Here is a 22,749-nt window from a genome sequence, read left to right as displayed (position 1 = left end):
TCGGCATGCCCGCGAGCGTCTGGATGGCCGTCTTAGTGTCTTTTCCTTCCGGTGTGCTTTTATCGGGGATACTCTGGGGAAATCAGCAGCGCGAGCGGGCCGGTGATCATGGCTCGTGGAGGAGGCTGCATAGCTTCATTGGCAGCCGCCCTGCAGTAGCAGGGCTGGAGGCCTTCCTGTTAGGAGCTGCCTTGAATTCTTCAATGACGAGACCACCCAACCGTTCTGGCGGCGGGGTTCAAAGGACGTTCGGCGTCGAGGAGGAATTCCTGCTCGTCGATGCCACGACAGGGCAGCCCGTACCCGCCGCTGAAGCGTGCTTGGCCAAGGCCCCGCAGCGCCCTGAAACCAGTGGCGGCCCATTCTTGGCTTTGGAGGTCCAGCAAGAGCAGCTCGAGGCCGTTGGGCCTGTCTGTTCCACGCTGCAGGAAGTGGTTGCGGGCATCCGCGAGGGCCGGCGGCTTGCCGACGAAGCGGCCCGTTCGGTGGGCGCACGAGCGGTCGCTGTGGCCACCAGTCCCGTCCCGGCCACTCCTACCCTTGTACCGCAGCCCCGATTCCTGAACATGGCAACCCGGTTCGGGTTGACGCTCCGGGAGCAACTCACCTGCGGCTTCCATATTCATGTCGGTATCACCGACGGTGAGGAAGGGGTGGCAGTCCTGGACCGAATCCGGGTCTGGCTGCCCGTGCTGCTGGCGCTGAGCGCGAACTCCCCTTTCTGGCAGGGCGCCGACACCGGATACGCAAGCTTCCGCTACCAGGCTTGGAACCGCTGGCCGACCTCCGGGCCCAGCGAAAGGTTCGGATCAGAACGGGAATACCACCGGTACGTGCAATCCCTGCTGACAACGGGTGTACTCCTCGACGAAGGCATGGTGTACTTCGACGCGCGCCTCTCCCGGAACCACCCGACGGTGGAGGTACGCATAGCCGACGTCTGCATGGAGGCCTCACACGCGGCCGCGATTGCCGCGATAGTGCGGGGACTCGTTGAACGGGCCGCCCAGGAATGGCGCGCCGGGATTTCTGCGCCCCGGCTTTCCGCCGGGCAACTGCGCCTGGCGGCGTGGAAGGCAAGTCAATCAGGAGTCGACGACACCCTCCTGCACCCCCTGCTGAACATTCCATGCCCGGCCGGAGAAGCGGTCCAGGTCCTCCTCTCCCATATCCGCCCAGCCCTGGCCGACAGCGGAGACGAGGAGCAAGTGACCTCGGAAGCAGCCCGGATCCTGACCTCCGGCACGGGTGCCCGCCGGCAGCGGGAGATCATGATGAGCACCCAGAGCCTGCCCGCCGTGGTGCTCGAGGCCATCGGACACACCCACGGGACCGCCCCGGCCCCGCATCGCCGGTCACGGCGCCTGCAATCTAGCTGACAGACCCTCCAGGACACGAATGGACAGCCACGACAGCGTTCGGTGGATGCTCACGCGAGCCAGAAAACGGGCACGTCTGGGCCGTGGCCGCTAAGCCGGACTACCTGCTTGTCCGCATCGGCCAAATCGCGCCTGCCGGCGGGATCGGTGGTGCATGGGTTCTGCCTAGCGCTGAGCCTGGCCAATATGAGATCGTTCCTGAGGACTCTCCGGAGCGATCTCGTTCCGGTCCACGTCAGGTCGTGGACCACGTCGGCTGACTAGTGGACGATTCTCATCTGGTGCGAGGTCTGATTGAGTCGCCGTCCGCCGTCGGGAACGACCGTCACAATGTCCTCGATCCTTACGCCGAACCTGCCCGGCAGGTAGATTCCGGGTTCGATCGAGAAGCACATGCCGGGGTGGAGGATCTGGGTTTCGCCCTCAACCATGTACGGCGGCTCGTGAGTCGTCAGTCCGATTCCGTGACCGACACGGTGAATGAAGTAGTCGCCGTAGCCGGCTTCAGTGATCACCGCCCGGGACACGCGATCGATCTCCTGGCACTCGACGCCGGGCAGCACGGCCTCGAACCCGGCCTGCTGTGCATGTCTGACGACGTCGTGAACCTCGCGTTCCTCGGCGGTGGGTTCGCCGACGTGCACAGTCCGCGTCGTGTCTGATCCGTAGCCATGTTTGAGGCCGCCGAAGTCGAGCACCACCATGTCGCCGTTCTCGATGATCCGCGGGCCGATCTCGTGGTGGGGGTTGGCGCCGTTCGGACCCGAACCGACGACGGTGAAGTCCACCTGCGAATGACCGAATTGGCGAAGTAGGTCTGCGAGTTCAGAGCCGACGTCGGCCTCGCTGCGCCCAGCGAACCGGACGGTGACGATCTCCTCGTACGCCTGGTCTGCGGCCGCGCCGGCCGCCGCCAGCCGCTCGATCTCGTCGTCATCCTTGATCGCCCGAAGCATCGGCAGGGCGGTCGTCATCGAGACGTAGGACGACTTGGGCAGTCGATCCTGCAGGCCGAGGAGGTGCATGGCCCAGGCCGAGTCAGAGACGGCATAACGTCCGGTTCCGGCCATCAGCCTCGCAGATTCCGTGTAGGGGTCGCTCCCGTCGGTCCAGTCGGTGATCCTCAGAATCGAGGCGCCAGCGGACGCTTCCGCGTCGGGCCTCTCGAGCCTCGGAACGATCATGGCGGGCTCCGCATCGACGGGGATCACGAGCATGGTGATGCGTTCAGTGATGGCCACGGGTGCATACCCCGTGAGGTAGAGCAGGTCCGGTCCGGGAGTGACCAGGATGCCGTCGAGCCCGGCATCCTGGGCGGCGTGGGCTGCTCGCCGCAACCGCTTGGCGAAGTCATCGGCGGTGAACGGAGCCGGCTCGGAAAGGCTGCGACGATCACTCATGGTTCGCATTTTCGTGCGCGGGGCATCACTGGTCAACCCGTCGCGCCTACGGCCGCTCCAGTAATTCTGGAATCACCCGTCGCGGGTGAGGCGGTGGTCTGTCGCTGCGGACGCGCAGCGGCCGCAGCGAGCTGCTCATCATCGACGAATCCGACCGGCTGAAAGTCACCGGCCTCGAACAGGTTCGGGACTATTGCTGAACGACGCCCTGGCGGCGGTCCGGGCCGGCCGGACCCTGGTCATCACCCAACCCGAACGGTTCGCCCGCTAGCATCGATCCGGCGTTCAACTCCCTGCTGGAACGGACTCCCCCGTGGTCAGCGACTGTCATCGACTGTCATCGACTGAGCCTGACCACGTCTACGGCTTCCTCGCGAGGGCTTCGGTGCGTGCGGCGCGGTCGGTTCTGAACCTGTTTCCCTATTGGAGGGAGGCGGTCAGGCGTGCCAGGTTGTCGAATACTTTTTGGGCCACGGGCCGCCGGATCCAGTCCTCGAGCTGCAGCTCACGGCTTTCCACGCGGTACCCGTCTTCGATCCCGCGAATTGCGTCGACAAAACCGCGGCCGTGCACAAGTACGGATACCTCCATGTTGAGGCTGAAAGAACGGACATCCATGTTGCTGGACCCAATCACCGCTACCTCCTCGTCGATGGTGAAGTGCTTGGAGTGCAGCACCTTGGGCGCCCGGTATAGGTAGATCCTGACGCCGGCGCGAAGCAGTGCCTCGTAGTAGGAACGCTGCGCGTGATAGACCATGCTCTGGTCTCCGACCTCGGAAACAAAGAGCTCGACGCTGAGCCCCCGCGCGGCTGCCGTGACGATAGCCATGAGGATGGATTCGTCCGGCACAAAGTAGGGGCTGGTGATGCTGACGCGACGCTCAGCTTTGTGAATAAGCGTCGCGTAGAGCTTCAAATTGTTGTCGTTGTCGAAGCTGGGACCACTGGGCAGGACCTGGGCGTCAACAAGCGCGGAATGTTTGCTGACGCCCATGGGGCTTGAATCCAGAGGCAGCATCACCCCGGTTTCGCTGTACCAGTCCGTCGCGAAGACCGCATCCAGCTCCCGGACCACAGGTCCCTCAACGCGCATCATCAACTCGTGCCACTGGAGCCCGCGCTTCAGGTTGGCCTTCGTGTCGTAACTCGCGTCGATGACGTTCTGGGACCCGGTGAATCCCACGCGGCCATCGACGACGAGGATCTTCCGGTGATTGCGCAGGTCCGGCCTCTGCCATTCGCCACGCCACGGCCGCACCGGCAGCATGGGGCGATATTCCGCCCCTATCTCCTGGAGGAAGTCCAGCGTTTCTTTCCGTCCAGGGAACTTCAGGCCAGCCAGATGATCGGACAGGACCCGGACTGCAACGCCGCGTGATCTTGCCCGGGCCAGCGCTTGAAAAAACGGCGCCGTCGTTGCGTCCAGCACCAGGATGTAAAACTCCACGTGCACATAACTGGTGGCCGCATCAATCTCAGCGATCATGGCGTCGAAAGTGCCGTTGTAGTCGCCCAACAGGGTCGCACTGTTGTCCGCGACCATAGGGAGCGCCCCAAGGTTACTGTTCAACACCACCGCCGAATGCAGCCACTCCGGCCAGTCGAGACCGCGGCTAATCAGCGGGCTGCCCTCAGTCCGTGCCAGGACCAGATTGTTGATTTCGCGCTGTTTGTCGCGGCGCGCCTTGGGCAGTTTCGAGTAACCGACAAAGAAAAACGCGACGGCACCAAGAATCGGGATGAAAATTATGGCGAGCACCCAGGCAATAGCGGACGATGGACGCCGATTCATCGACACCAGGACAGCTGCTACGGCCACAATTAAAATGTGGGCCGCCAGCAGGAGTAACGCGAACGTTTCAGCGTCCTGGAAGAATCCGCGCACTGCTGCCTAAATGTATGTCGATGCCGCGAACGCCGTCAAACCAGCACCCGGCTCTTGATTCCTTCAAATCCTTTAGCGCTGAGGGTTCCAGCCTCGACGTGGAAATACCCTCCGCGGGGTTTACTAAAGCGACCGTACCGCTGCAGGAAGTGTCGGACTTCGGGTCCCGCTGGTCGTATTCCATCGACCGCCCAGCCATGCCGCTACACCGGGCAGCCAGATGCGCCAGCAGGGTCACGACGGGCAGGAAGCATAGGAATAAGATCCAGACCGCCTTCCACCAGCCGTTCAGTCTCTGATCGCGAAAAAGGTCACCGATGATCGCAAAAACACCACACAGGCAGGCGAAGAATACGGACGCTGTGAAGATCCACCAGAAGAAATCCCAAAAGTCGTCCCAGAAACTCATTTGCCTTTCCTGCTCTCAAACATGCGTTCTCATTTCCGGGACGGCCTATCCCTCAGCCCTACCAGTGGAGGGTATGACTATTGTTGGCGTCAAGCCCGGCATGGACCTCACCCACTGCGGGTGAAATCCCTAATTGTTGCCAGACGGCTGGTTCCCGGACTTCTCCAGCGACGAGGCCGCTCAGGGCTTTTCTGGAGTGAGGACGATATCGAAGCGGGCTCGAGCCCACTCACCTTCGAGCCGCCGCTCATCGGGGTGGGAGTTCCCTTGAGCTGTGTCTCGAAGTCCTTGATGAGTGAGTCTTTGACGCCGAATACCGTGTCGTGTTCCACCTGTTCGTCACCTCTGACGAAGATATGGGTCACCAGGGTGCGCAGCCGAGTTGCGGTGACCATGAAGTGCAAGTGGGAGGCGCGCATCGGCGAGCGGCCGGTGGCTTCAAGCATCTTTCCGACGGGCCCGTCGGGCGGGATGGGGTAAGGCGTCGGTGTGAAGCCTGCGTTCATATGCCGACAAGGAGTGGAACAACAATCTGCTCTCGTTGCCCCACTCTGAGCGTCCGGCAGCGATCGTCCGGCCAAGGCTCAGAAATCGGCTTCACATACCCTCGGCGATCATGCTGAAGAGGGCAAGCAACAAGCCGGCGCAGCATATTCCCAGAGCAATGGCTCCTGGCACCCTGCCGCTCTTATCGACGAGGGAGCTCACGCCCAGAATGGCGCCGAGCACAGTCAAGATGGCGACGAAGATCCCCATGTAGCCCGCACCATAGCCTGATGTGGGATCCCTGAACGCCCAGATCATCCACGCGACAACGGCGGCATTGAAAATCATGAGAATCAGTGCAATCAGCCCTGTCGTGATTCTTGGGCGGCGCTTCACTGGCGTCATCTCGGCGTCCTCCCAGATCTCCCAGATCTCCCAGATCTCCCAGAGTTCATCTGACCGTCGGTGCTCACTCGACCGGCTCGATGAGCTTAGGCACAGCTAGGGGGATCTTCTTGCCTTCTTCGGTTTTCTGCCATTCAAAGTAACCGTCGGCCGGGACGATCGCCCGGCGTTTGACGGCAGCTTTGCGGAAAGAAGGCATCTCAAGGATGGTCTCGCCGCGGGCATTGATCAGCTTGTTGCCGGTCTTGGTGTCTTTGGCCCAAGAAGGCACCATGTCCCAGTGGGCCACGAGCAGATGCCGCTCGACGCTACCCTCGTCCATGCGTTCAGCCACGATGGGCACGTCCTGGGTAGGTGCTGCGTTCCACCTCCTTGGCATCGAAGTAGCTCAGAAGGTCGCCGGTGGCCTTGGACATCACGTATCTGCCGCACATGAGGCCATTCTGCCTGACGCCGCCCTGGATAGAAGTTGCCGATGTGAATGACCATGAGCTTTTGGTCTTCCGCCAGGCGCTTCCAACTCGACGAGGCTGCACGCGACGCCCCACCTGCAGCCTCGCATGGCAGTCGACCGACACCGCCCACCAAGGCCGTATCCGTCCGCGGGCAGCCGTCCGAGGGTTACTTGAAGGTTGTCCACCTCGAACGCCACGTTGGGCAGGCCTAATTCGGTGGACATCTCGGCTGGAGAACATGGCTCGTGGTCGGGTTGGACAATGCTCGACAGCCCCAAGCCGGCGCCTCCGTCATGCGGTCTCAGCATGACGATCTCGCTGCGGGATTCGGGAATACCGATGACGGTGTCCGCGAACTCGCCCTTCATGACCATCCGCCCCTCGACCTCAAGACCGGGGGATGTGTTTGCTAGCCGTGTGTAGGGTACTGATATGGCTTCCCCGCAGACGCTAAGCGAGGCCGAGCGCCGTGTCGTAGCGGCTTGGGCCGCAGACTGCGCTGAGCGGGTCGTGGCCTTATTTGAGGCAGAGGCGCCGGCAGATGGTCGCCCCCGCGACGCCATCGCCCGGGCCCGGGCCTTCGCCCGCGGTGAGCTCAGTGCCACCGAAGAAATCCGCCGGCGGTTTGTTGCCGGACGTGCCGCACGCGAGGTGACTAGCCCCGCTGCGGTGGCTGCCGCCCGGTCCGCCACGCAAGCCGCCGCCGTCGCCCACATGGGAGCGCACGCCTTGGCGGCAGCCGCGTATGCCGCGAAAGCGGCCGGACTGGCGGCGCCCGATCGGCCCCAGGCGGTCGACGACGAGATCCACTGGCAACTCGAGCACATGAGCGCCGACGCCCGGTCCGCGCTCCGGTGCTTGCCACCGCTGGGCGGGAATTCCGCCGGTCCGCTGGGGCCAGGACTTCTCACGTCCGGGATCCTCGCCTCGATCATCCGCGCGATCCAGACCGACGTGGCCCGCCCCGACCAGCCTGCCGCCAGCTGAACCTGCCGCTCCACGGCTGTGCGCACAGCCAAAACGTCGCCAAGGCCAACGTCGAAGATGATCTCCGCGGCCAGACGGGAGTCCGCGCAGCCAACGATGACTGCTAACGGGTTTTGGCTGCTCACCAGCTCGCGGCGTCGGAGGCGTTCTAGTGCGGGTGTATCGAATCTCCCGAGACGAAACGGTCGTTGACCTGTATGTGTGCGGCCGGGTGGTCTGGCGGGGCGGGGACCCCAACCGTGCTGGCGACGCCAGTCGTGCGGGGCCTCCGCGCTCCCGACCGTGAAGGTTCGGAACCGCCGTCGACATCGGCGCTGGCCCCGGCGTAGGCTGGCAGCATCGGCGCATGTGCCCGGTGACTCTGCGTCGATACCTCAATCGATGAAGGAGGACCAATGAGTGCCGTACGTGAATTCATGAGTACGGAGGCACAGTGCATTAAGGAGAACCAGTCCCTCGTAGATGCCGCACGGATGATGCTGGATCTGGACTGCGGATCGTTGCCAATCTGTGGTGACGACGGCAAGTTGAAGGGCATGATCACTGACCGGGACATCGTGCTCAGGTGCGTTGCCGTGGGCCGTGATCCACGCGAGATGATGGCCCGCGACCTCGCCACCGGTACACCCCACTGGATTGACGCCGACTCGAACGTTGACGCCGCCATCGAAATGATGGAGAAGTACCAGGTCCGGCGGCTCCCGGTCATTGCTGACCACAAGTTGGTCGGCATCATCAGCCAGGGTGACATCGCGCGCAACTACTCAGAGGAGCGTGTGGGCGAACTGGTGGAGCACATTTCGGAACGCAGCCGAATGCAGTCGAGCAGTTCAAGAAATTCATCCGCAAACAGGCGCCACGGAGCAATCTCCGTGGCGCTACTCTGTGCCCGCAGGGAACCGGTCTACGAAGACAATTCCTAGCTCCTGGCCCGTGCTTTCCAAGGCGGCCACGCGACGCGCCTCCAACAACGCCGTGCCCGCCGGGTGGTCTCAGCAGGCCTTTGCGGACATGGCCGGGGTGTCACGGAATTCCTCATCGACCTGGAAGCAGGCCACGACCGCGCCGAACTCGGCAAGACCCTGGCCGTCCTCGGCCTCTCCTTGGCCGCCACCGATCCCATCCCCCGCGGCAGCGGCCACGACCCGGCACGGCGCGACTACGCGGCAACGTTTACCCGACTCATCGCCGAACGCGACTTTGAGTTCGCCATCAAAATGCTCGCCGGCTACGCCACCGCATCCCTCACCGCAGGCGCCCCTCTGCTCCAGCGCAGCCCCCGCCCCAAGGACCCGCACTGGTCAGCGGCCCTCGCCGGAATCACCAACTACACCGCGCACCGCCTCGGCCAACCAGCGCCATCCTGGACGCGACGAATCAAGCCCCTCGACGCGGCGTGGATGCCGGCAGAGTCCTACCGCAGCATCCGAACACCTATGAAGGAACTCACTCGCGCCGAAACACCCCCGGAACTAGCAGCTTTGAACGTCTTCATCCGCGAACGCAGCCTGGCCACCGCATGACCGGCGGAGAACTCACCGCCGCACAAATCCGGGCCCTCCTCCACGAACTCGGCCGACGCCTACAGGCCGCCGGCGCCCACGGCGACATCAAACTAGTAGGCGGTACCGCCCTCATCCTCCAAGGCATCGGCAACCGCCCCACCGCAGACATCGACGCCAGCTACGCCGACCCACACACCATCCACGCCGTCGTCGCCGACATGGCGGCAGACTACGACCCTCGCCCCTGACTGGCTCAACACCAACGCGTCAGCCTTCGTCCCCGACAACGCCACCTAGGTCGACATCGAACAGCTCGACGGACTCACCATTCAGGCCGCAGACACCGAAACCCTCCTGGCCATGAAAATCGCCGCCGAACGCGACAAAGACACCCTCGACATCGCCCGGCTCCTGCGCCGGCTCAACATCACCAACGCCGCCGACGCGGCGACCCCGCTCCAACCCGAAACCGACAAATAAGTCACCCGTCCCGAACGATCGATACTCAAAGCAGAACCCAAATTCGAAGCACATACGGGCTCCGAGGCAGCAAATGGTCAAAACGCTGCCCCGCGCTTCATGACCCATTTCTGCGTCGCGGACATGAAGTCCATTGGGACTTCTCTTCGCCCAGGCATGCGAGCCGTTCGAGCAGTTCCGAACCAAGATGGGCGCTGCGCTGGCGCAAGCCGACAAGGCGGGCAGTTCGGGCCGCGTCGTCGCCCGCCGTCTTCTCTAAAGAGTGGCGCGCCAGGCTGGCACACCGTACGCGCCGGTCGATCCCGATCTCACCGAGTGCGATTACGGCCGGTGGCAGGGCCGTACGCTCAGTGATCTCGCGACCGAGGATTTGTGGCCGGTTGTGCAGTCGCAACCGTCCGCCGTCGTCTTTCCCGGCGGTGAATCCATGGCCGCGATGCAGGCTCGGTCGGTGGCAGCGATTCGACGCCACGATGCAGCCTTCGAAGCCGAGTACGGGCCAGGGGCCGTGTGGGTGGCGGTGAGTCACGGTGACATCATCAAGTCAATCCTCGCCGACGCGCTCGGCATGCACCTTGACCTGTTCCAGCGGATTAACGTAGGCCCCGCCTCCGTGTCGATCGTGCGCTACGGCGCTAATCGGCCGAGCGTCTACGCGACCAACACCGACGCGGGTGATCTGTCGTGGCTGTCGAACGGCATCCACTCTGGCGATGCGCCGGTGGGCGGCGGGGCAGGGCAAAAGGCGCCATGAACCTCATGTGCCTAGAATACTGACATGCCTACACGTGTTCACGAGTTTGCCTGGCCTGATCGGGTCGTCGTTGGCACCATTGGCCTTCCGGGCGCGCGCACGTTCTACCTGCAGGTGCGCGCAGGGACGCAGATCGTGAGTATTGCCCTGGAGAAGCAGCAGTCGGCTCTGCTCGCGGAGAAGATCGACGAAATTCTCGACCAGCTCAGCACCGTCGAGGGCAACCCCTTCAGCGTTCCCACGAGTACCCCCCTTGAACTTGTCGACAATGACCAGCTCGAGGCCGTCCAGGAGCAGTTTCGCACCGGCGCCATGAGCCTAGGGTGGGACCCAACCACAGCCCAGGTCGTAATAGAGGCCTACCCCATCGCCGATGTCGATGCTGATGACAACGACGAATCGCTTGATGTGGACGGCGCTAACGAGCCCGAAATGCTGCTGGTGCGAATGCCGGTCGGCACCGCCCGCGCATTCGCCAAGCGCACCCGGGAGATCGTGGGCGCCGGGCGTCCGACGTGCCCGCTCTGCGGATACCCCATGGATGCCGACGGGCACATCTGCACCCTTCCCGAGGTCTGATGCCAGCGCCGGACCTAGTGGCCGCCGAGCTGACGCTCACCGGCCGCATCACGACGGCTTCAAACGCCACATTTCTGGGCCGCATCGGCGACGTGGTGGTCGTCTATAAGCCGATAGCAGGCGAAAGTCCGCTGTGGGATTTTCCCCACGGCACTCTGGCTCACCGGGAGGTGGCCGCCTACCTGGTCTCGCAGGTCTTCGGCTGGGACGTTGTGCCGCACACCTGGCTGCGCGATGGTCCGATGGGCGAAGGAATGGTGCAGCTCTGGCAGGAGCGAGACCCCGCCCAACGCGCCGTGAACCTGGTCGCGACGGAGCACGTGCCGGAGTCGGGCTGGAAACACGTTCTCGAGGGACGAGATGAGAACGGGCGGATGGTCGCCCTTGTTCACGAAGACTCGCCAGCGCTCAGACGCATGGCGGTGTTCGACATGGTCGTCAACAACGCCGACCGTAAAGGCGACCACATTCTTGCCATGACGGACGGACACCGGCACGGCGTGGACCATGGGCTCACCTTTCACCGCGACCACAAGCTGCGCACGGTGCTGTGGGGATGGCTGGGAGACGCTCTGACCGCCGAGGAACGCGACGGCATAGATCGTGTCAGCGAAGGACTGCACGGTGGGCTGGGCCGGAACCTGGCGGACTTGCTCAGCGCCGATGAAATCGCATCACTCGCCGCCCGCTGCGCCCGGTTGCGTTTGGCAGGGCGGTTTCCGGCTCCGAGCGGTGAGATGTCGGCCGTGCCCTGGCCGCTGTTCTAAGGGAATTGCGGCTACGGGCTTCGCAGCTGCAAGACAACCCCATGGGCGCCACACTACGACTGGATCTTCCTTCCAGCTCGAAACATGCAAAGATTTACGGGCCCGGACCGTCGCCGGCCACCTCGGAAGCGAAGCCGACGCGACAGCATCGGTCTTCGCAATCTTCGCGGACGCACCCCGAACAGCGCAGCGACGGCAATTCCTCCGTCCAACCATCCACGAAGTCGCACAAGAGCTGGCAGAGGCCGGCATGCCGATCCGTGCAGGCTGGATCGTAGGGCCGTCTTCAGTCGCCGGGTACCAGCCACACACAGCGTCCCACGGCCCGGAAGTCCCGCTCGAGACTGTCCAGTCCAGCTACATCAACGCGGATCGCATCTTCCGCGGGAGCCACATCCAGGACAGCCTCACAGTCGTCCCGTCCCGACCCGCCGCGTGGGCAATTCAGCGATGACGTCCGACGCCGGCAATCCCCGAAGGAGGCGACCGGCGCCTTCGCTGTAGACCAATCACGCCCGGCCCCATCACCGTTGATGCCGCTGTCTGATGACTCGCCAAAGGAATCTGGTACGACCAACGTAGACGAGCTCTCGCCGGAGTCATGTCGGAAAGTGTCCTGCCGGTTATGGACAGGTATGACTGAAGAAGCACCGCAGGAACGGCGACGGAACACGTCGCCTGTCTCGAACACCGCTATTTCGTGGAAGCTTCTGACGCAGTCCACGAAATCCAGGGCGCCCGTCCCGGCGGAGCATTCGGAAAGTCATGCCAAAGGGACTTCATGGGTGTATGACCTCGTGTCATCAGAATTAGGGACGAAGGGAACCAGCCGCCAGCAACGGCGCCACTCGCACACAGATGTGGACAATGTACACGCCGCCTTTGACCGGACAAGACGGCAGCCATCTCTCTCCCCAGACCACAGCAAACAAGGAATCCGGACAAAAATATTCAGGAAAATCCCCGCAGATCATGCCAACACCACAACCCCAGGGGACTGCCCCCGGTTTTGTTGACTCCTGACTTGTGAGGATTCAGTCCTTGCAGCAAGGATGTTCACATGCCCAAGCCTTTCCCCGCTGAGTTCCGCCGTGACGTGGTCGCCGTGGCACGCAAGCACGAAGCCCCGATCTCACAGATCGCTAAAGACTTCGGGATTTCCGAAGCGACCCTGCACAACTGGCTCAAGAAAGCCGACGTCGAGGACGGCGTCCGCCCCGGAGTGACGGAGAAGGAAGCGGCAGAACTCAGGGATGCCAGGAAGCGGATCCGGCTGCTGGAGCAGGAGAACGAGATTCTGCGCCGGGCAGCGGCCTTCTTCGCCCGGGAGCTGCCCCCAAAATGAAGTTTCCGCTGGTCCTTGACCTTGCCGCGGACGGAATTCCCGTCGCGGTGGCCTGCCGGGTGCTGGGTTTCTCCAAACAGGCCTTCTACGAATGGAAGAGAAGTCCCGTCTCCGAGCGCGACTGGTCAGATGCCCACCTGATCAACGCGGCGGTGGACGTCCACCGGGACGATCCGGGGTTCGGGTACCGGTTTATCGCCGACGAGCTCGAAGACCAGGGTTTCAGCGCCGGAGAGAACCGGGTCGCACGGCTGTGCAGCAGCCAGCGGATCTGGTCTGTCTTCGCCAAGAAGCGCGGCCTGACCCGCAAGGCCGGCCCGCCCGTGCACGATGACCACGTCCGGCGGGACTTCACAGCAACGGCACCGGATCGGCTGTGGCTCACGGACATCACCGAGCACCGGACCGACGAGGGCAAGCTCTACCTGTGCGCCATCAAAGACGTCTACTCCAACCGGATCGTGGGTTACTCCATCGATTCCCGGATGAAGGCGTCCCTGGCAGTCTCGGCCCTGCACAACGCAATAGCGCTCCGGGAGCCGGAGGGAACCGTGATCCATAGTGACCGCGGCTCCCAATTCCGCTCAAACGCCTTCGTGCGGACGTTGAAGGGCAACCGGCTCACAGGATCGATGGGACGGGTCGGCGCGTGCGCCGATAACGCCGCCATGGAATCCTTCTTCTCGCTCCTGCAGAAGAACGTGCTGGACAGCCAGCGATGGTCCACAAGGGCGGACCTGCGCCTGGCCATCGTGACGTGGATCGAGAAAACGTACCACCGGAAACGCCGCCAGCGGCGCCTCGGACGGCTAACACCGGTCGAGTTTGAGACAATCAATAGCGGCCTCAAAGCCGCCTAGCGACACCAAACCCCGAGAGTCAACGAATTCCGGGGCAGTCCCCAGGGCATGAATAGGTACAGGACCAAGCACGCCCGCCAAAACAAGCCACAAGGGGACCCGCATGCCCCACATCCCAGCGGACTGAGGGCCCACCAGCCTGGGCTCTGAACCCGCCACCCACACAGCTTCACAGGCCACAGCGACAGGCCGCTACAAGCGTCAGAGGGACCCCAGCAGCGTCAATATACACACGCTAAAGCAAAAACCCCCTCTGACGAGGGGAAATGCCGTGCCCGAGGTGGGACTCGAAGTGCATTCCCTCCCCCGCAAACACCGGGCTCCCGCGGAAACATGCGGAATACCCTGTGTGTCAGGCTGTTGTGTGACAGGTTTCCTGTTGCTGGAGCCGGGGCAGTGCGGGGAAAGGTCCATCATGGATTTCGTTATGCCTGTTCGTGTTTCGAACCGGAAGCACTTCACTACCGAGCAGAAGCACGCGATGCTGGATGAGTACGACAAATGCCTCGAGTGGGGCGCTAAAGCCGCATTCATCAGGGCGGCGGGCATCACCGAGGGCACCATGAACCGTTGGTGCCGCCAGCGGGAGTCCGGGGAGCTGAGGTCCAGATCGGACAACCTGGAGGAGGACCAGCGATTGAACGCGGGCGATAAGCAGTTACTCAAACGGGTCTTGAAGGAAAACGAAATCCTCAAGGCCAAGCTGGCGCGGTCCGAGGCTGCCGTGGACATTCTGGGAAAAGCTTCCGCGCTCTTGGACGCGATGGCCAAGAGCGCGGCGGCGACGGATCCAAAAGTGGAGGAACCGGAGCCGGGCCGGCCGGAGTGGCTGACGCCAAAACCTGGAAAGACATCGCCCTGACCTTTGCCGGGAAACTGATCACGGCCGGCTGGTCCGCGGTGAAGGCCTGCGCCCTGGTGGGCGTTCACCGCACGGCCTGGTACCGGCACCTGAGCCCGCCTGCACCGTCGGGGATCATGGTGCCCCATCCCGACCGCGCCTACCCGAACCGGATCACCGATACCGAAGCCGACGCCTTCATGGAACTGCTGAACTCCAGGGAATACGCCAACCTCTCCGTCACCCAGGCCTACTACCGGATGCTCGACGCGGGGCACTGTTTCTTCTCCATCGCCGCCGCCCACCGCATCGTGGCCCGGAACGGGCAGAACGGCGACCGCCGCGAACAGCGCACGGGAACCGGCCCCAAACGAGCCAAACCCATCATCCACGCGACCGCCCCGAACCAGCTCTGGAGCTGGGACATCACGATGCTCCACGGCCCGGGAAAACACACCTACCGGCTCTACGCGATCCTGGATGTCTTCTCCCGCAGAGTCGTCGGGCACCGGGTCGAACACACCGAAACGGCCGCCCTGGCCGCCGCACTGATCACAGGCGCGGTCACCGAAAACCGGCAGCGCCCTGCCGTGCTCCACGCCGACAACGGCGCACCCATGCGCGCCGGCAGCACCCTCCAGCTTGCCCAGTCCCTGGGCATCACACTGTCCTACTCCCGCCCGCGGGTCTCCGACGACAACCCCTACTCAGAATCCCTGTTCAAGACAGTGAAATACGACCTGGACTTTCCCCGCCGGTTCCAGGACCTCCAGCACGCCCGCGACTATATGGCGGCATTCTTCGCGGACTACAACGCCAACCACCGCCACAGCGGCCTGAACTACTACACGCCCGACACCGTCCACGCAGGACGAGTCGACCAGGCACGCCAACGCCGCCAAGCAACCCTCAACGCCTGCCACGCCCGGCATCCTCACCGCTACCGAAACAAACCCACCGCACCAGCCGCCCCGGCCCACGCCGGCATCAACCACAAAGCCAACCCGCTGTCACAAACAGCTTGATTCATTCCGAATACGGGCCAGTCCGGCACCAGCACGACCCGATCCGTAACCCGAAGTGTGCACAGTAATGATGGAATTGGCCTGTGTTGCGGCGTGGCTCGAAGTGTGACTGACGCCCGTGTGAGGGTTTGTCTTGACATTGATCTGTCCGCCGCACCACAGCCTGCAGTTGACGCGGCGGCCAGGTGGACATGACCTCATAGGAGCCTGTTCGAAGAGTCCCATTACTGTCTTGTCTGCCCACCCGGCCGGCGTGCCCTTCGTGTTCCACCGCACGCAACGGAAGGTCAGGGCAGTTTCATCATGGCAAACGAACAAACGAAAGTCATCGCCGGGATCGACACCCACGCCGATACCCACCATGTCGCCGTCATCACCGATACCGGCCGGCACATGGCCGACAGGGAATTCCCGGCCGCGGGTGCCGGCTACCAGGGGATCATCGACTTCATCACCGGATTCGGTCCCGTCCTCGCCGTGGGCGTGGAAGGGACCGGCAGCTACGGTGCCGAACTCTCACGCGTGCTCGTGCGCGAGGGCATTCACGTCGTGGAGGTGATGCGCCCGAACCGGCAGGCGCGCCGGCTGCAGGGAAAATCCGACCCGCTCGATGCCTACCAGGCCGCCGAATCGGTGCTCGCCGGCCGCGCCGCCACCACCCCGAAATCCCGCGACGGAGCGGTGGAATCGTTGCGGGTGCTGCGCGCGGAACGTGCCACCGCCATGCGCGCCCGGGTCGCCGTGATGGCCCAGGTCAGGGCGATCCTGGTGACCGCGCCGGAGAGCATCCGCGCCAAATACCGGGCCATGACGAGCCCGGCCCTGATGGCCGCGCTGGAGAGGACACGGCCCGCCGGACCGGTCTCCGAGCCGCTGGCCAGCACCGCGACCGTGCTGAAACGGCTCGCCGTCCGCTACCGGCACCTGCACCACGAGCTGGCACAGATCGATGCCGAACTCGACGCCATCCTCGCCTTCCACGCACCGATGCTGCGCGACCTTCAGGGCGTCGGCACCGACGTCGCCAGTCAGCTGCTGGTCACCGCGGGCGACAACCCCGAACGCATCACCACAGAGGCGAAGTTCGCCGCCCTGGTCGGCGTCGCACCGATCCCCGCATCATCGGGAAAGACGTCCCGTCACCGGCTCAGCCGCGCCGGCGACCGGCAGGCCAACAAAGCCATCCACCACGTGGTCCTTGTGCGGATGCGCTACGACAGCAGAACCAGGGCCTACGTAGCCAGACGGCGTCAGGAGGGCAAAAGCACCAAAGAAATCATGCGTTGCCTCAAACGCTACGTCGCCCGGGAAATCTACGACCAACTCCGCCACCCGCGCCCCGCACCCGACGCCGGAACCCTCCGGACAACACGCACAGCTAAGCACCTGACCCTTCAGCAAGCCGCCGACGCCCTCCACGTCTGGCCCACCGCCCTGTCCCGCCTGGAACGCGGACTCAGCCGGGATGATGTCTTCCACCAGCGCTACGAAACCTGGCTCAGAGAACATTGACGTGTATAGGAGCATCAATGTACACACGCGAATTTCATCATTCCAATGCACTTCACCAGCGCACCGCCCCCAGATCGTAGGGGCGAGGCTCGCCTTTTAGTACCGACAAAATTCGACTGTCTTGAAGTAGGCATGATCGCCCTGCGTGTGCAGTCGCCAGCACGGTTGCGTCCCACTCAGGGATGGTGTTGTTATCCAGGTCACATTGCGTCTATCGTTGTCGGGGGCCACAGCGTGGTGGCCCCGATTTAGAGCGGAGAACTTTGTGAACGAGAAGCTTCGGGTGCTGGTCCGCGTGGACCTCGACGGCGCCAAGGCCCATGTCAGGGTCCAGGGCCACGTGACGGTTCAGAGCGTCCATGGCCTGTATGACGTGGTCAAGCGCGCCAGCTCACTCGCCTCCGGACTGGCGCTGGAACTCGACGTGACCCGTGCACAAATTGAACCCGACGCCATGGGAGAGCTTCACGCGTGCGCAAAGTCGCATCACCTGCCGGTGCACGTCGACCCGCTTCAGCACGACTATCGGATCGGCATCCTGACGCCGGAGCACGCGACGTCCGCGGCCCCGTCACTAGCCCTGGCAGCCTGACAAGCCAGCACCAGCTGCCGCAGCAAGCCCCGCGGTAACCCACAACCCGGTTCCGCGTGCCTGAATCCTCCACGCACGCAGCGCGCCTATCGCTCTATCGCTAGCATGCGACGCGAGCAACGGGACGATACGCCTTCAGATCCTCGCCGCCGCGCAGGAGAAACAAAGGCCCTGAGTCAATGCGTCTCCCGACAAACACGTGGGATACGCACGAACAGTTGACTGACTTCTTGACGTGAGTGCTTGCGAAGGCAGCCTCATGTGGCCACAGCCCAGCCCCGGTCACGCACCTTGCCCATCGCCGCGAGGATCCCTTCACGAGACCCGCTGGCGGCAGGCAGTCCTGAGCGCGGGGCTGGGCAACGGCTGTCAGCCCCTCTTCCGGATCCAGCGCCAACAGCAGGACCATGCCCTGCGACCTCAGCAGTGCGGGGAACCTGGTACCGATACCCACCGCAGGGCAAGGAATTCTGGAACTACGACCGGCGCCAGCCGCCAGGGCGGTGTTCGCCGAAGCACCTCAACAGACTAGGCGCTCCTGTTTCCTTGCGCGAATGAAAGCAACGGTCCTGCGGTGGTCTTCCGCGAAACTAGGGCCTGCTGAATCACCCATGCGGTCTTCAACAGTTATGCGTCCCTGGAAAAGCGCATTCATGTCTGGCCGTTCAACGGCCGCGAGGGCGAAGGGACGCTTGACTGGAGAAATTCCCTGTCGCACGTCCTCGGGAACATTTAGATGAACGCGCTCACCTACCGATCCTACTTGACAATATTTCCGAGTATACTCACTATTGAGTAAGCTCATTTTTAGCCTAATGCACGTCATAGAGGAGCAGCACGCCATGAGGGCATTCGTCGTCACCAAGTACAAGGAACCGCTGCGCGCAGCAGACGTCCCTGAGCCGACCGTCGGCGACCGCGATGTGCTGGTCCGGGTCCAGGCAGCGGGCCTCAACCAGTTGGACGAAAAGATCCGCCTGGGTGAGTTCAAGCAGATCCTCCCGTACAAGCTCCAGCTGATCCTCGGCAACGACGTCGCCGGCACCGTCATCCGGGTCGGGGCGAAGGTGCGCGGGTTCAAGCCCGGTGACGAGGTCTACGCCCGCCCCGGCAAAGACCGCATCGGCACGTTCGCCGAGCGCATCGCCATCACCGAGGCCGATCTGGCGCTGAAACCCGCATCGATCAGCATGGAGGAGGCTGGCTCGCTGCCGCTGGTTGCGCTTACGGCGTGGCAGGCCCTCGTTGAGCAAGGCAACGTAGGGCCGGGGCAGAAGGTTCTCATTCACGCCGGGGCCGGAGGGGTCGGGTCGATCGCGATCCAACTCGCCAGGCACCTCGGCGCCACCGTCGCGACCACCGCAAGCGCCTCCAATGCCGACTTCGTGCGCGACCTCGGTGCGGACACGGTGATCGACTACCGTACGCAGGACTTCGAGCAGCTCCTCGCCGGATACGATCTGGTGCTCGACAGCCTCGGCGGGGAGAACCTCGTGAAGTCACTGCGCATCCTGAAGCCCGGCGGGAAGGCGATCGGAATCGCCGGTCCGCCGGACCCGGCGTTTGCGCGCCAAGCCGGCCTGAACCCTGTGCTGCGCCTGGCCATCGCGGGGCTCAGCGGCAGGATCCGGCGGCAGGCGAAGAAGCTCGGCGTCAGCTACGAGTTCCTCTTCATGCGTGCCAGCGGCGACCAGTTGCGCCAGATCACCGCCCTGGTTGACGACGGCGTGCTGCGCCCGGTCGTGGGGCAGGTCTTCGACTTCGCCCAGACCCCACAGGCGCTCGAGTCGCTGGCAAAGGGCGGCCTCCGCGGCAAAGCCGTCGTCACCCTTCCCTCCTGAGCCGCCGGCAGCCAGACCCTCAAAGACCACCCAGGAGAACAACCAGCGTGAGCAGCACCGACACCCCGAACGGCTCCGTCGTCACCTCGTACGCGAAGGCCGCCACACGCACCATCACCGCCGGTGGCGTCACCTACGCCTACCGTGAACTGGGGCCCAAGACGGGCATCCCCGTCGTGTTTTTCACGCACCTTGCCGGGACCCTGGACAACTGGGACCCCCGCATCATCGAGCCCATCGCGACGAACCGCCACGTCATCACCTTCGACCAGCGCGGTGTCGGCGCCTCCACCGGAAAGGTTCCCGACAGCATCGAGGCGATGGCCGATGACGCCTATACCTTCATCAAGGCCCTCGGGTTCGACACGATCGACATCTTCTCCTTCTCAATGGGCGGCATGATCGCCCAGGACCTGGTCCTCAAGCATCCCGACCTTGTCCGTAAGCTCGTGCTGGCCGGTACCGGGCCGCGGGGCGGCAAGGACATCGACAGGGTGGTCAGCACGACCTACTGGGACCTCCTTCGCGCGACCCTGACGCGCGCGGACCCGAAGGAGTTCCTGTTCTTTAACCGCAACGCCACCGGCAAGCGGACCGCGAAGGCGTTCATCAAGCGCCTGCAGGAGCGCACGGTCAACCGCGACAAGCCGATCAGCACCAAAGCCTTCCAGACGCAGCTGAAGGCAATCCAGAAGTTCGGCCGCTCCGCGCCGTCGGACCTGTCGAAGCTCACTCACCCCACCCTCATCGCCAACGGCGACAACGACCGCATGGTGCCGTCGATCCTGTCCGAGGACCTGCACCGGCGCATCCAGGAATCCGAGCTGATCATCTACCCCGGCTCGGGCCACGGCGGCATCTTCCAGTTCCACGACAGGTTCTCCCCCGTCGCCGTAGAATTCCTCGCCCACCGACCAGCACGCACCTGACAAGATCCCGCCAACAGAGTAGAAAGACACAATGGCGCTGCCCGCCCGTGACTACGGGCGGGCAGAGCCATTGGCGTGGGGCCTCGTCGCGCTGGCCGGCTCGAACAGGGCCCGCACAAACGCATCAGCACGGTGAGCAAACGTATCGCCACCCCTGACGCGGCCTCTGGCTGGTGACTACCCCGGCGTGTCAGGCCAACCCCGGATCCACCCTTATTCTTACACTCCCCACCCGTTCCGTCGTCTCTTAGGCATCGTGGGCCGCGGCGTCCTTGGGCAGGGGTGATGCCACCGCGCCCACTTTTGGTGAACGCGGTGGCGCCGGATGTTCGCTTATGCGTTCGCGTCCACCAACTGCGGGTAGACCGCTTCGAGGGGGGCGCTGAGTCCGGCCTTGAGCTGGACAGACGTGTCGTCGGCGAGGACCTCGTACTCCCCCGCCTCGGTGGCGTCGAACACGGTGCGCACCAGCACGGCCGGGTCGAGCTTCGGGTCGGTGGCGTGCGCGGCCATCGCGGTGTCGACGTATGCGACGTGGACGCCGACGACGTGCACGCCGGCGGGGGCGAGTTCGAGGCGGAGGGAGTTGGTCGCTGACCAGAGGGCGGCTTTGGTGGCGCTGTAGATGCCGGCGACGGCGTACCAGCTCAGGGCCGAGTGGATGTCGATGATCGTCGCTTCGTCCTTCGCCGACAGGACCGGAGCGAACGCGCGGGCGACGAAGAGAGGTCCGAGGAAGTTCGTCTCGACGTTCCGGCGGATCTCCTCGTCCGTGTGAGTGAGGATCCCGGCACTGGGAACCGACGCGCCGGCGTTGTTGATCAGCACGGTCACGTCCGGTGCCGCCTCGACCGCTGCCTGGATGGAGGCGGAGTCGGTGACGTCCAGGGCGAGTGGAACGATGCGTTCGTCGTTCCAAGTGCGGGGGGTGCGGACGGAGGCATAAACCTTTGCAGCTCCCCGTGCGAGGGCTTCGTGCACGAACTGCGTGCCGATTCCGCCGTTGGCTCCGGTGATGAGGACGACTGCTCCGTTGAGTGATGGCATGGCTGTTTCTTCTTTCTGAGGGGTGTGGGTTGGGTGAGGTCGGTGGCGGACGGCCCGCGGCAGACGATTAGGCGTGTGCCAGGGCCGGGTAGTCGGTGTACCCGGCCGCGCCGCCGCCGTACAGGGTGCCCGGGTCCAGCTCGTTCAGCGGTGCGCCGGTGCGCAGGCGCTGAACAATGTCGGGGTTCGCCAGGGCGAATCGGCCCAGCGGCGCGATGTCCGCGAGCCCGGCGTCGATGTCGTCGGCAATCTGCTCGCGTTCGCGCCCATACCGGACGACGAGGATGGCAGCAGGCCACGTGTCGCGGAAGGACCGAAGCAGTTCGTCGTCACCGAGGTGGTGTACGTGCAGGTACGCAAGGTTCAGGGTGGCGAGTTCGCCGACCAGGTGGCGGTACTGTGTCCGGACGTCCGCGGGGTCCCCTTCGTTGATTCCGCCCAGCGGGAACGCCGGTGAAATCCGGATGCCGGTCCGCTCTGCCCCGATCTCCTCGGCCACCGCGCGGGCGACCGCGACGACGAACCGGGACCGGTTCTCCACCGATCCGCCGTATTCGTCCGTGCGGTGATTCGAGTTCGGCGAGAGAAACTGGTGCAGCAGGTACCCGTTCGCGCCGTGGATCTCCACGCCGTCCGCTCCCGCTGCAATAGCGGAGGCTGCCGCCTGGCGGAACCCGGCGATGGTGGCCTGGATATCGTGGGCGCCCAACTCACGCGGCACCGGGGTCTTCTGCGGGCCTGTCGGAGTGAAAATGTCCTGCTCGGCCGAGATCGCGGACGGGCCCACAGGCCGACGGTGGTGCGGGGTGTTGTCCGGGTGCGACATGCGGCCGACGTGCATCAGTTGGATGAACAGCGCTCCGCCGCCGGCGTGCACTGTGTCGGCGATCTTTCGCCATCCCTCGATGTGTTCGGGAGTGTAGATGCCGGGGGTGTTCAAGTAGCCCTGGCCGTCCTCGGAGGGCTGTGTGCCCTCCGTGATGATCAGCCCGAGCGAGGCGCGCTGGCCATAGTACTCTGCGGCCAGTTCCCCGGGGGTGCCGTCCGGGTTCGCACGGCTCCGGGTCAGCGGGGCCAGCGCGAGCCGGTGCGGCAGCTCCACTTTGCCGAGGGTGAATGGCTGCCAGAGCGTGGATGACGTGGTCATGAGTGCATAGTCCTTTGTATTGATGGGTAATCGGCCATTACCACCCGGGTGGACCGTTGCAGCCCCCAACGGCGTGGGAGAATTAGCGAAGAGTTCAACCCGCTACAGTAATGACTA

20 protein-coding genes and 4 pseudogenes are annotated in these 22,749 nt (G+C 64.0%); 15 read left to right on the top strand and 9 right to left on the bottom strand.

Annotated features, from left to right (window positions below; genetic code table 11):
• Positions 1–203 precede the first annotated feature (203 nt).
• On the top strand, positions 204–1,379 hold the full coding sequence (locus tag LDO15_RS09740; protein WP_223986467.1) for a glutamate--cysteine ligase: 1,176 nt from the start codon (positions 204–206) through the stop codon (positions 1,377–1,379).
• Between the two features lie 260 nt (positions 1,380–1,639).
• On the opposite strand, the gene LDO15_RS09735 is transcribed toward LDO15_RS09740, so the two are convergent.
• From LDO15_RS09735 to LDO15_RS09710, 6 genes and pseudogenes are all read right to left on the bottom strand, one after another.
• A complete protein-coding gene (locus LDO15_RS09735) occupies positions 1,640–2,779 on the bottom strand; it encodes an aminopeptidase P family protein (protein ID WP_223986463.1) in 1,140 nt (379 codons plus the stop codon).
• Between the two features lie 420 nt (positions 2,780–3,199).
• Positions 3,200–4,666 (bottom strand): cardiolipin synthase, encoded by a 1,467-nt coding sequence (cls, locus tag LDO15_RS09730; RefSeq protein WP_223986460.1) that lies wholly within the window; start codon positions 4,664–4,666, stop codon positions 3,200–3,202.
• Positions 4,641–5,075 carry a hypothetical protein gene (locus LDO15_RS09725; RefSeq protein WP_223986456.1) on the bottom strand — a complete coding sequence of 145 codons (435 nt, stop codon included), beginning with the start codon at positions 5,073–5,075 and terminating at the stop codon, positions 4,641–4,643. The genes cls and LDO15_RS09725 overlap by 26 nt, the downstream gene beginning before the upstream one ends.
• A 180-nt stretch (positions 5,076–5,255) precedes the next feature.
• Positions 5,256–5,566: pseudogene (locus LDO15_RS09720) on the bottom strand (hydroxyquinol 1,2-dioxygenase); the annotation flags it as partial.
• Between the two features lie 106 nt (positions 5,567–5,672).
• Positions 5,673–5,966 carry a hypothetical protein gene (locus tag LDO15_RS09715; RefSeq protein ID WP_223986453.1) on the bottom strand — a complete coding sequence of 98 codons (294 nt, stop codon included), beginning with the start codon at positions 5,964–5,966 and terminating at the stop codon, positions 5,673–5,675.
• 64 nt (positions 5,967–6,030) lie between these two features.
• Positions 6,031–6,300: an SOS response-associated peptidase family protein gene (locus LDO15_RS09710; RefSeq protein WP_346655989.1), complete on the bottom strand. Its 270-nt coding sequence runs from the start codon at positions 6,298–6,300 to the stop codon at positions 6,031–6,033.
• Between the two features lie 553 nt (positions 6,301–6,853).
• Here LDO15_RS09710 and LDO15_RS09705 point away from each other — a divergent pair.
• Positions 6,854–7,408, top strand: a complete 555-nt coding sequence (locus tag LDO15_RS09705; protein ID WP_223986450.1) for a putative immunity protein — start codon at positions 6,854–6,856, stop codon at positions 7,406–7,408.
• Between the two features lie 14 nt (positions 7,409–7,422).
• Here the strand turns inward: LDO15_RS09705 and LDO15_RS09700 are convergent.
• Positions 7,423–7,607 (bottom strand): annotated as a pseudogene (locus tag LDO15_RS09700) (carbonic anhydrase); the annotation flags it as partial.
• 196 nt (positions 7,608–7,803) lie between these two features.
• Between LDO15_RS09700 and LDO15_RS09695 the strand changes: the two are divergent.
• The 13 genes and pseudogenes from LDO15_RS09695 to LDO15_RS09635 all read left to right on the top strand — a co-directional run.
• Positions 7,804–8,226, top strand: a pseudogene (locus tag LDO15_RS09695) (CBS domain-containing protein); the annotation flags it as partial.
• A 168-nt stretch (positions 8,227–8,394) separates the two neighbouring features.
• Positions 8,395–8,931, top strand: a complete 537-nt coding sequence (locus tag LDO15_RS09690) for a hypothetical protein (RefSeq protein ID WP_223986448.1) — start codon at positions 8,395–8,397, stop codon at positions 8,929–8,931.
• Positions 8,928–9,161: a DUF6036 family nucleotidyltransferase gene (locus LDO15_RS09685; protein WP_223986446.1), complete on the top strand. Its 234-nt coding sequence runs from the start codon at positions 8,928–8,930 to the stop codon at positions 9,159–9,161. The genes LDO15_RS09690 and LDO15_RS09685 overlap by 4 nt, the downstream gene beginning before the upstream one ends.
• A gap of 494 nt (positions 9,162–9,655) precedes the next feature.
• A pseudogene (locus LDO15_RS09680) lies at positions 9,656–10,147 on the top strand (MSMEG_4193 family putative phosphomutase); the annotation flags it as partial.
• 24 nt (positions 10,148–10,171) lie between these two features.
• Positions 10,172–10,726, top strand: a complete 555-nt coding sequence (locus tag LDO15_RS09675; RefSeq protein ID WP_223986444.1) for a DUF3090 domain-containing protein — start codon at positions 10,172–10,174, stop codon at positions 10,724–10,726.
• The gene (locus LDO15_RS09670; RefSeq protein WP_223986441.1) at positions 10,726–11,493 is read left to right on the top strand and encodes an SCO1664 family protein; all 768 of its coding nucleotides are present in this window, start codon (positions 10,726–10,728) and stop codon (positions 11,491–11,493) included. Before LDO15_RS09675 ends, LDO15_RS09670 begins: the two co-directional genes overlap by 1 nt.
• 1,060 nt (positions 11,494–12,553) lie before the next feature.
• Positions 12,554–13,698 (top strand): IS3 family transposase gene (locus LDO15_RS09665; RefSeq protein ID WP_223979232.1). Its coding sequence is split into 2 segments (ribosomal slippage): positions 12,554–12,827 and positions 12,827–13,698, totalling 1,146 coding nucleotides; the frame shifts between segments, so codons are not numbered across the junction.
• A gap of 427 nt (positions 13,699–14,125) precedes the next feature.
• On the top strand, positions 14,126–14,560 hold the full coding sequence (locus LDO15_RS09660; RefSeq protein WP_223983828.1) for a hypothetical protein: 435 nt from the start codon (positions 14,126–14,128) through the stop codon (positions 14,558–14,560).
• Entirely contained in the window at positions 14,524–15,564 is a 1,041-nt protein-coding gene (locus LDO15_RS09655; protein ID WP_223983825.1) for an IS3 family transposase, read from the top strand. Before LDO15_RS09660 ends, LDO15_RS09655 begins: the two co-directional genes overlap by 37 nt.
• 303 nt (positions 15,565–15,867) lie before the next feature.
• On the top strand, positions 15,868–17,076 hold the full coding sequence (locus LDO15_RS09650; protein ID WP_223986247.1) for an IS110 family transposase: 1,209 nt from the start codon (positions 15,868–15,870) through the stop codon (positions 17,074–17,076).
• 265 nt (positions 17,077–17,341) lie between these two features.
• Positions 17,342–17,668, top strand: a complete 327-nt coding sequence (locus tag LDO15_RS09645) for a hypothetical protein (protein ID WP_223986439.1) — start codon at positions 17,342–17,344, stop codon at positions 17,666–17,668.
• An 842-nt stretch (positions 17,669–18,510) separates the two neighbouring features.
• On the top strand, positions 18,511–19,509 hold the full coding sequence (locus LDO15_RS09640; protein ID WP_223987245.1) for an NADP-dependent oxidoreductase: 999 nt from the start codon (positions 18,511–18,513) through the stop codon (positions 19,507–19,509).
• A gap of 47 nt (positions 19,510–19,556) precedes the next feature.
• Complete coding sequence (locus LDO15_RS09635; RefSeq protein WP_223986437.1) at positions 19,557–20,438, top strand: alpha/beta hydrolase; 882 nt, start codon at positions 19,557–19,559, stop codon at positions 20,436–20,438.
• A gap of 333 nt (positions 20,439–20,771) precedes the next feature.
• Here the strand turns inward: LDO15_RS09635 and LDO15_RS09630 are convergent, their stop codons facing one another.
• Positions 20,772–21,485, bottom strand: a complete 714-nt coding sequence (locus LDO15_RS09630; protein ID WP_223986434.1) for an SDR family oxidoreductase — start codon at positions 21,483–21,485, stop codon at positions 20,772–20,774.
• A 67-nt stretch (positions 21,486–21,552) separates the two neighbouring features.
• Positions 21,553–22,632, bottom strand: a complete 1,080-nt coding sequence (locus LDO15_RS09625) for an alkene reductase (protein WP_223986432.1) — start codon at positions 22,630–22,632, stop codon at positions 21,553–21,555.
• Between the last annotated feature and the right edge of the window lie 117 nt (positions 22,633–22,749).

Source organism: Arthrobacter sp. NicSoilB8 (assembly GCF_019977355.1).
GTDB lineage: Bacteria > Actinomycetota > Actinomycetes > Actinomycetales > Micrococcaceae > Arthrobacter.
This window is presented reverse-complemented; position numbering and strand designations above follow the sequence as displayed.

Coding starts and splice junctions, on each gene's coding strand:
- LDO15_RS09740 (WP_223986467.1), top strand. CDS start 204: ATGACGAGACCACCCAACCGTTCTGGCGGCGGGGTTCAAAGGACGTTC.
- LDO15_RS09735 (WP_223986463.1), bottom strand. CDS start 2,779: ATGAGTGATCGTCGCAGCCTTTCCGAGCCGGCTCCGTTCACCGCCGAT.
- LDO15_RS09725 (WP_223986456.1), bottom strand. CDS start 5,075: ATGAGTTTCTGGGACGACTTTTGGGATTTCTTCTGGTGGATCTTCACA.
- LDO15_RS09715 (WP_223986453.1), bottom strand. CDS start 5,966: ATGACGCCAGTGAAGCGCCGCCCAAGAATCACGACAGGGCTGATTGCA.
- LDO15_RS09705 (WP_223986450.1), top strand. CDS start 6,854: ATGGCTTCCCCGCAGACGCTAAGCGAGGCCGAGCGCCGTGTCGTAGCG.
- LDO15_RS09685 (WP_223986446.1), top strand. CDS start 8,928: ATGACCGGCGGAGAACTCACCGCCGCACAAATCCGGGCCCTCCTCCAC.
- LDO15_RS09675 (WP_223986444.1), top strand. CDS start 10,172: ATGCCTACACGTGTTCACGAGTTTGCCTGGCCTGATCGGGTCGTCGTT.
- LDO15_RS09670 (WP_223986441.1), top strand. CDS start 10,726: ATGCCAGCGCCGGACCTAGTGGCCGCCGAGCTGACGCTCACCGGCCGC.
- LDO15_RS09660 (WP_223983828.1), top strand. CDS start 14,126: ATGCCTGTTCGTGTTTCGAACCGGAAGCACTTCACTACCGAGCAGAAG.
- LDO15_RS09650 (WP_223986247.1), top strand. CDS start 15,868: ATGGCAAACGAACAAACGAAAGTCATCGCCGGGATCGACACCCACGCC.
- LDO15_RS09640 (WP_223987245.1), top strand. CDS start 18,511: ATGAGGGCATTCGTCGTCACCAAGTACAAGGAACCGCTGCGCGCAGCA.
- LDO15_RS09630 (WP_223986434.1), bottom strand. CDS start 21,485: ATGCCATCACTCAACGGAGCAGTCGTCCTCATCACCGGAGCCAACGGC.
- LDO15_RS09625 (WP_223986432.1), bottom strand. CDS start 22,632: ATGACCACGTCATCCACGCTCTGGCAGCCATTCACCCTCGGCAAAGTG.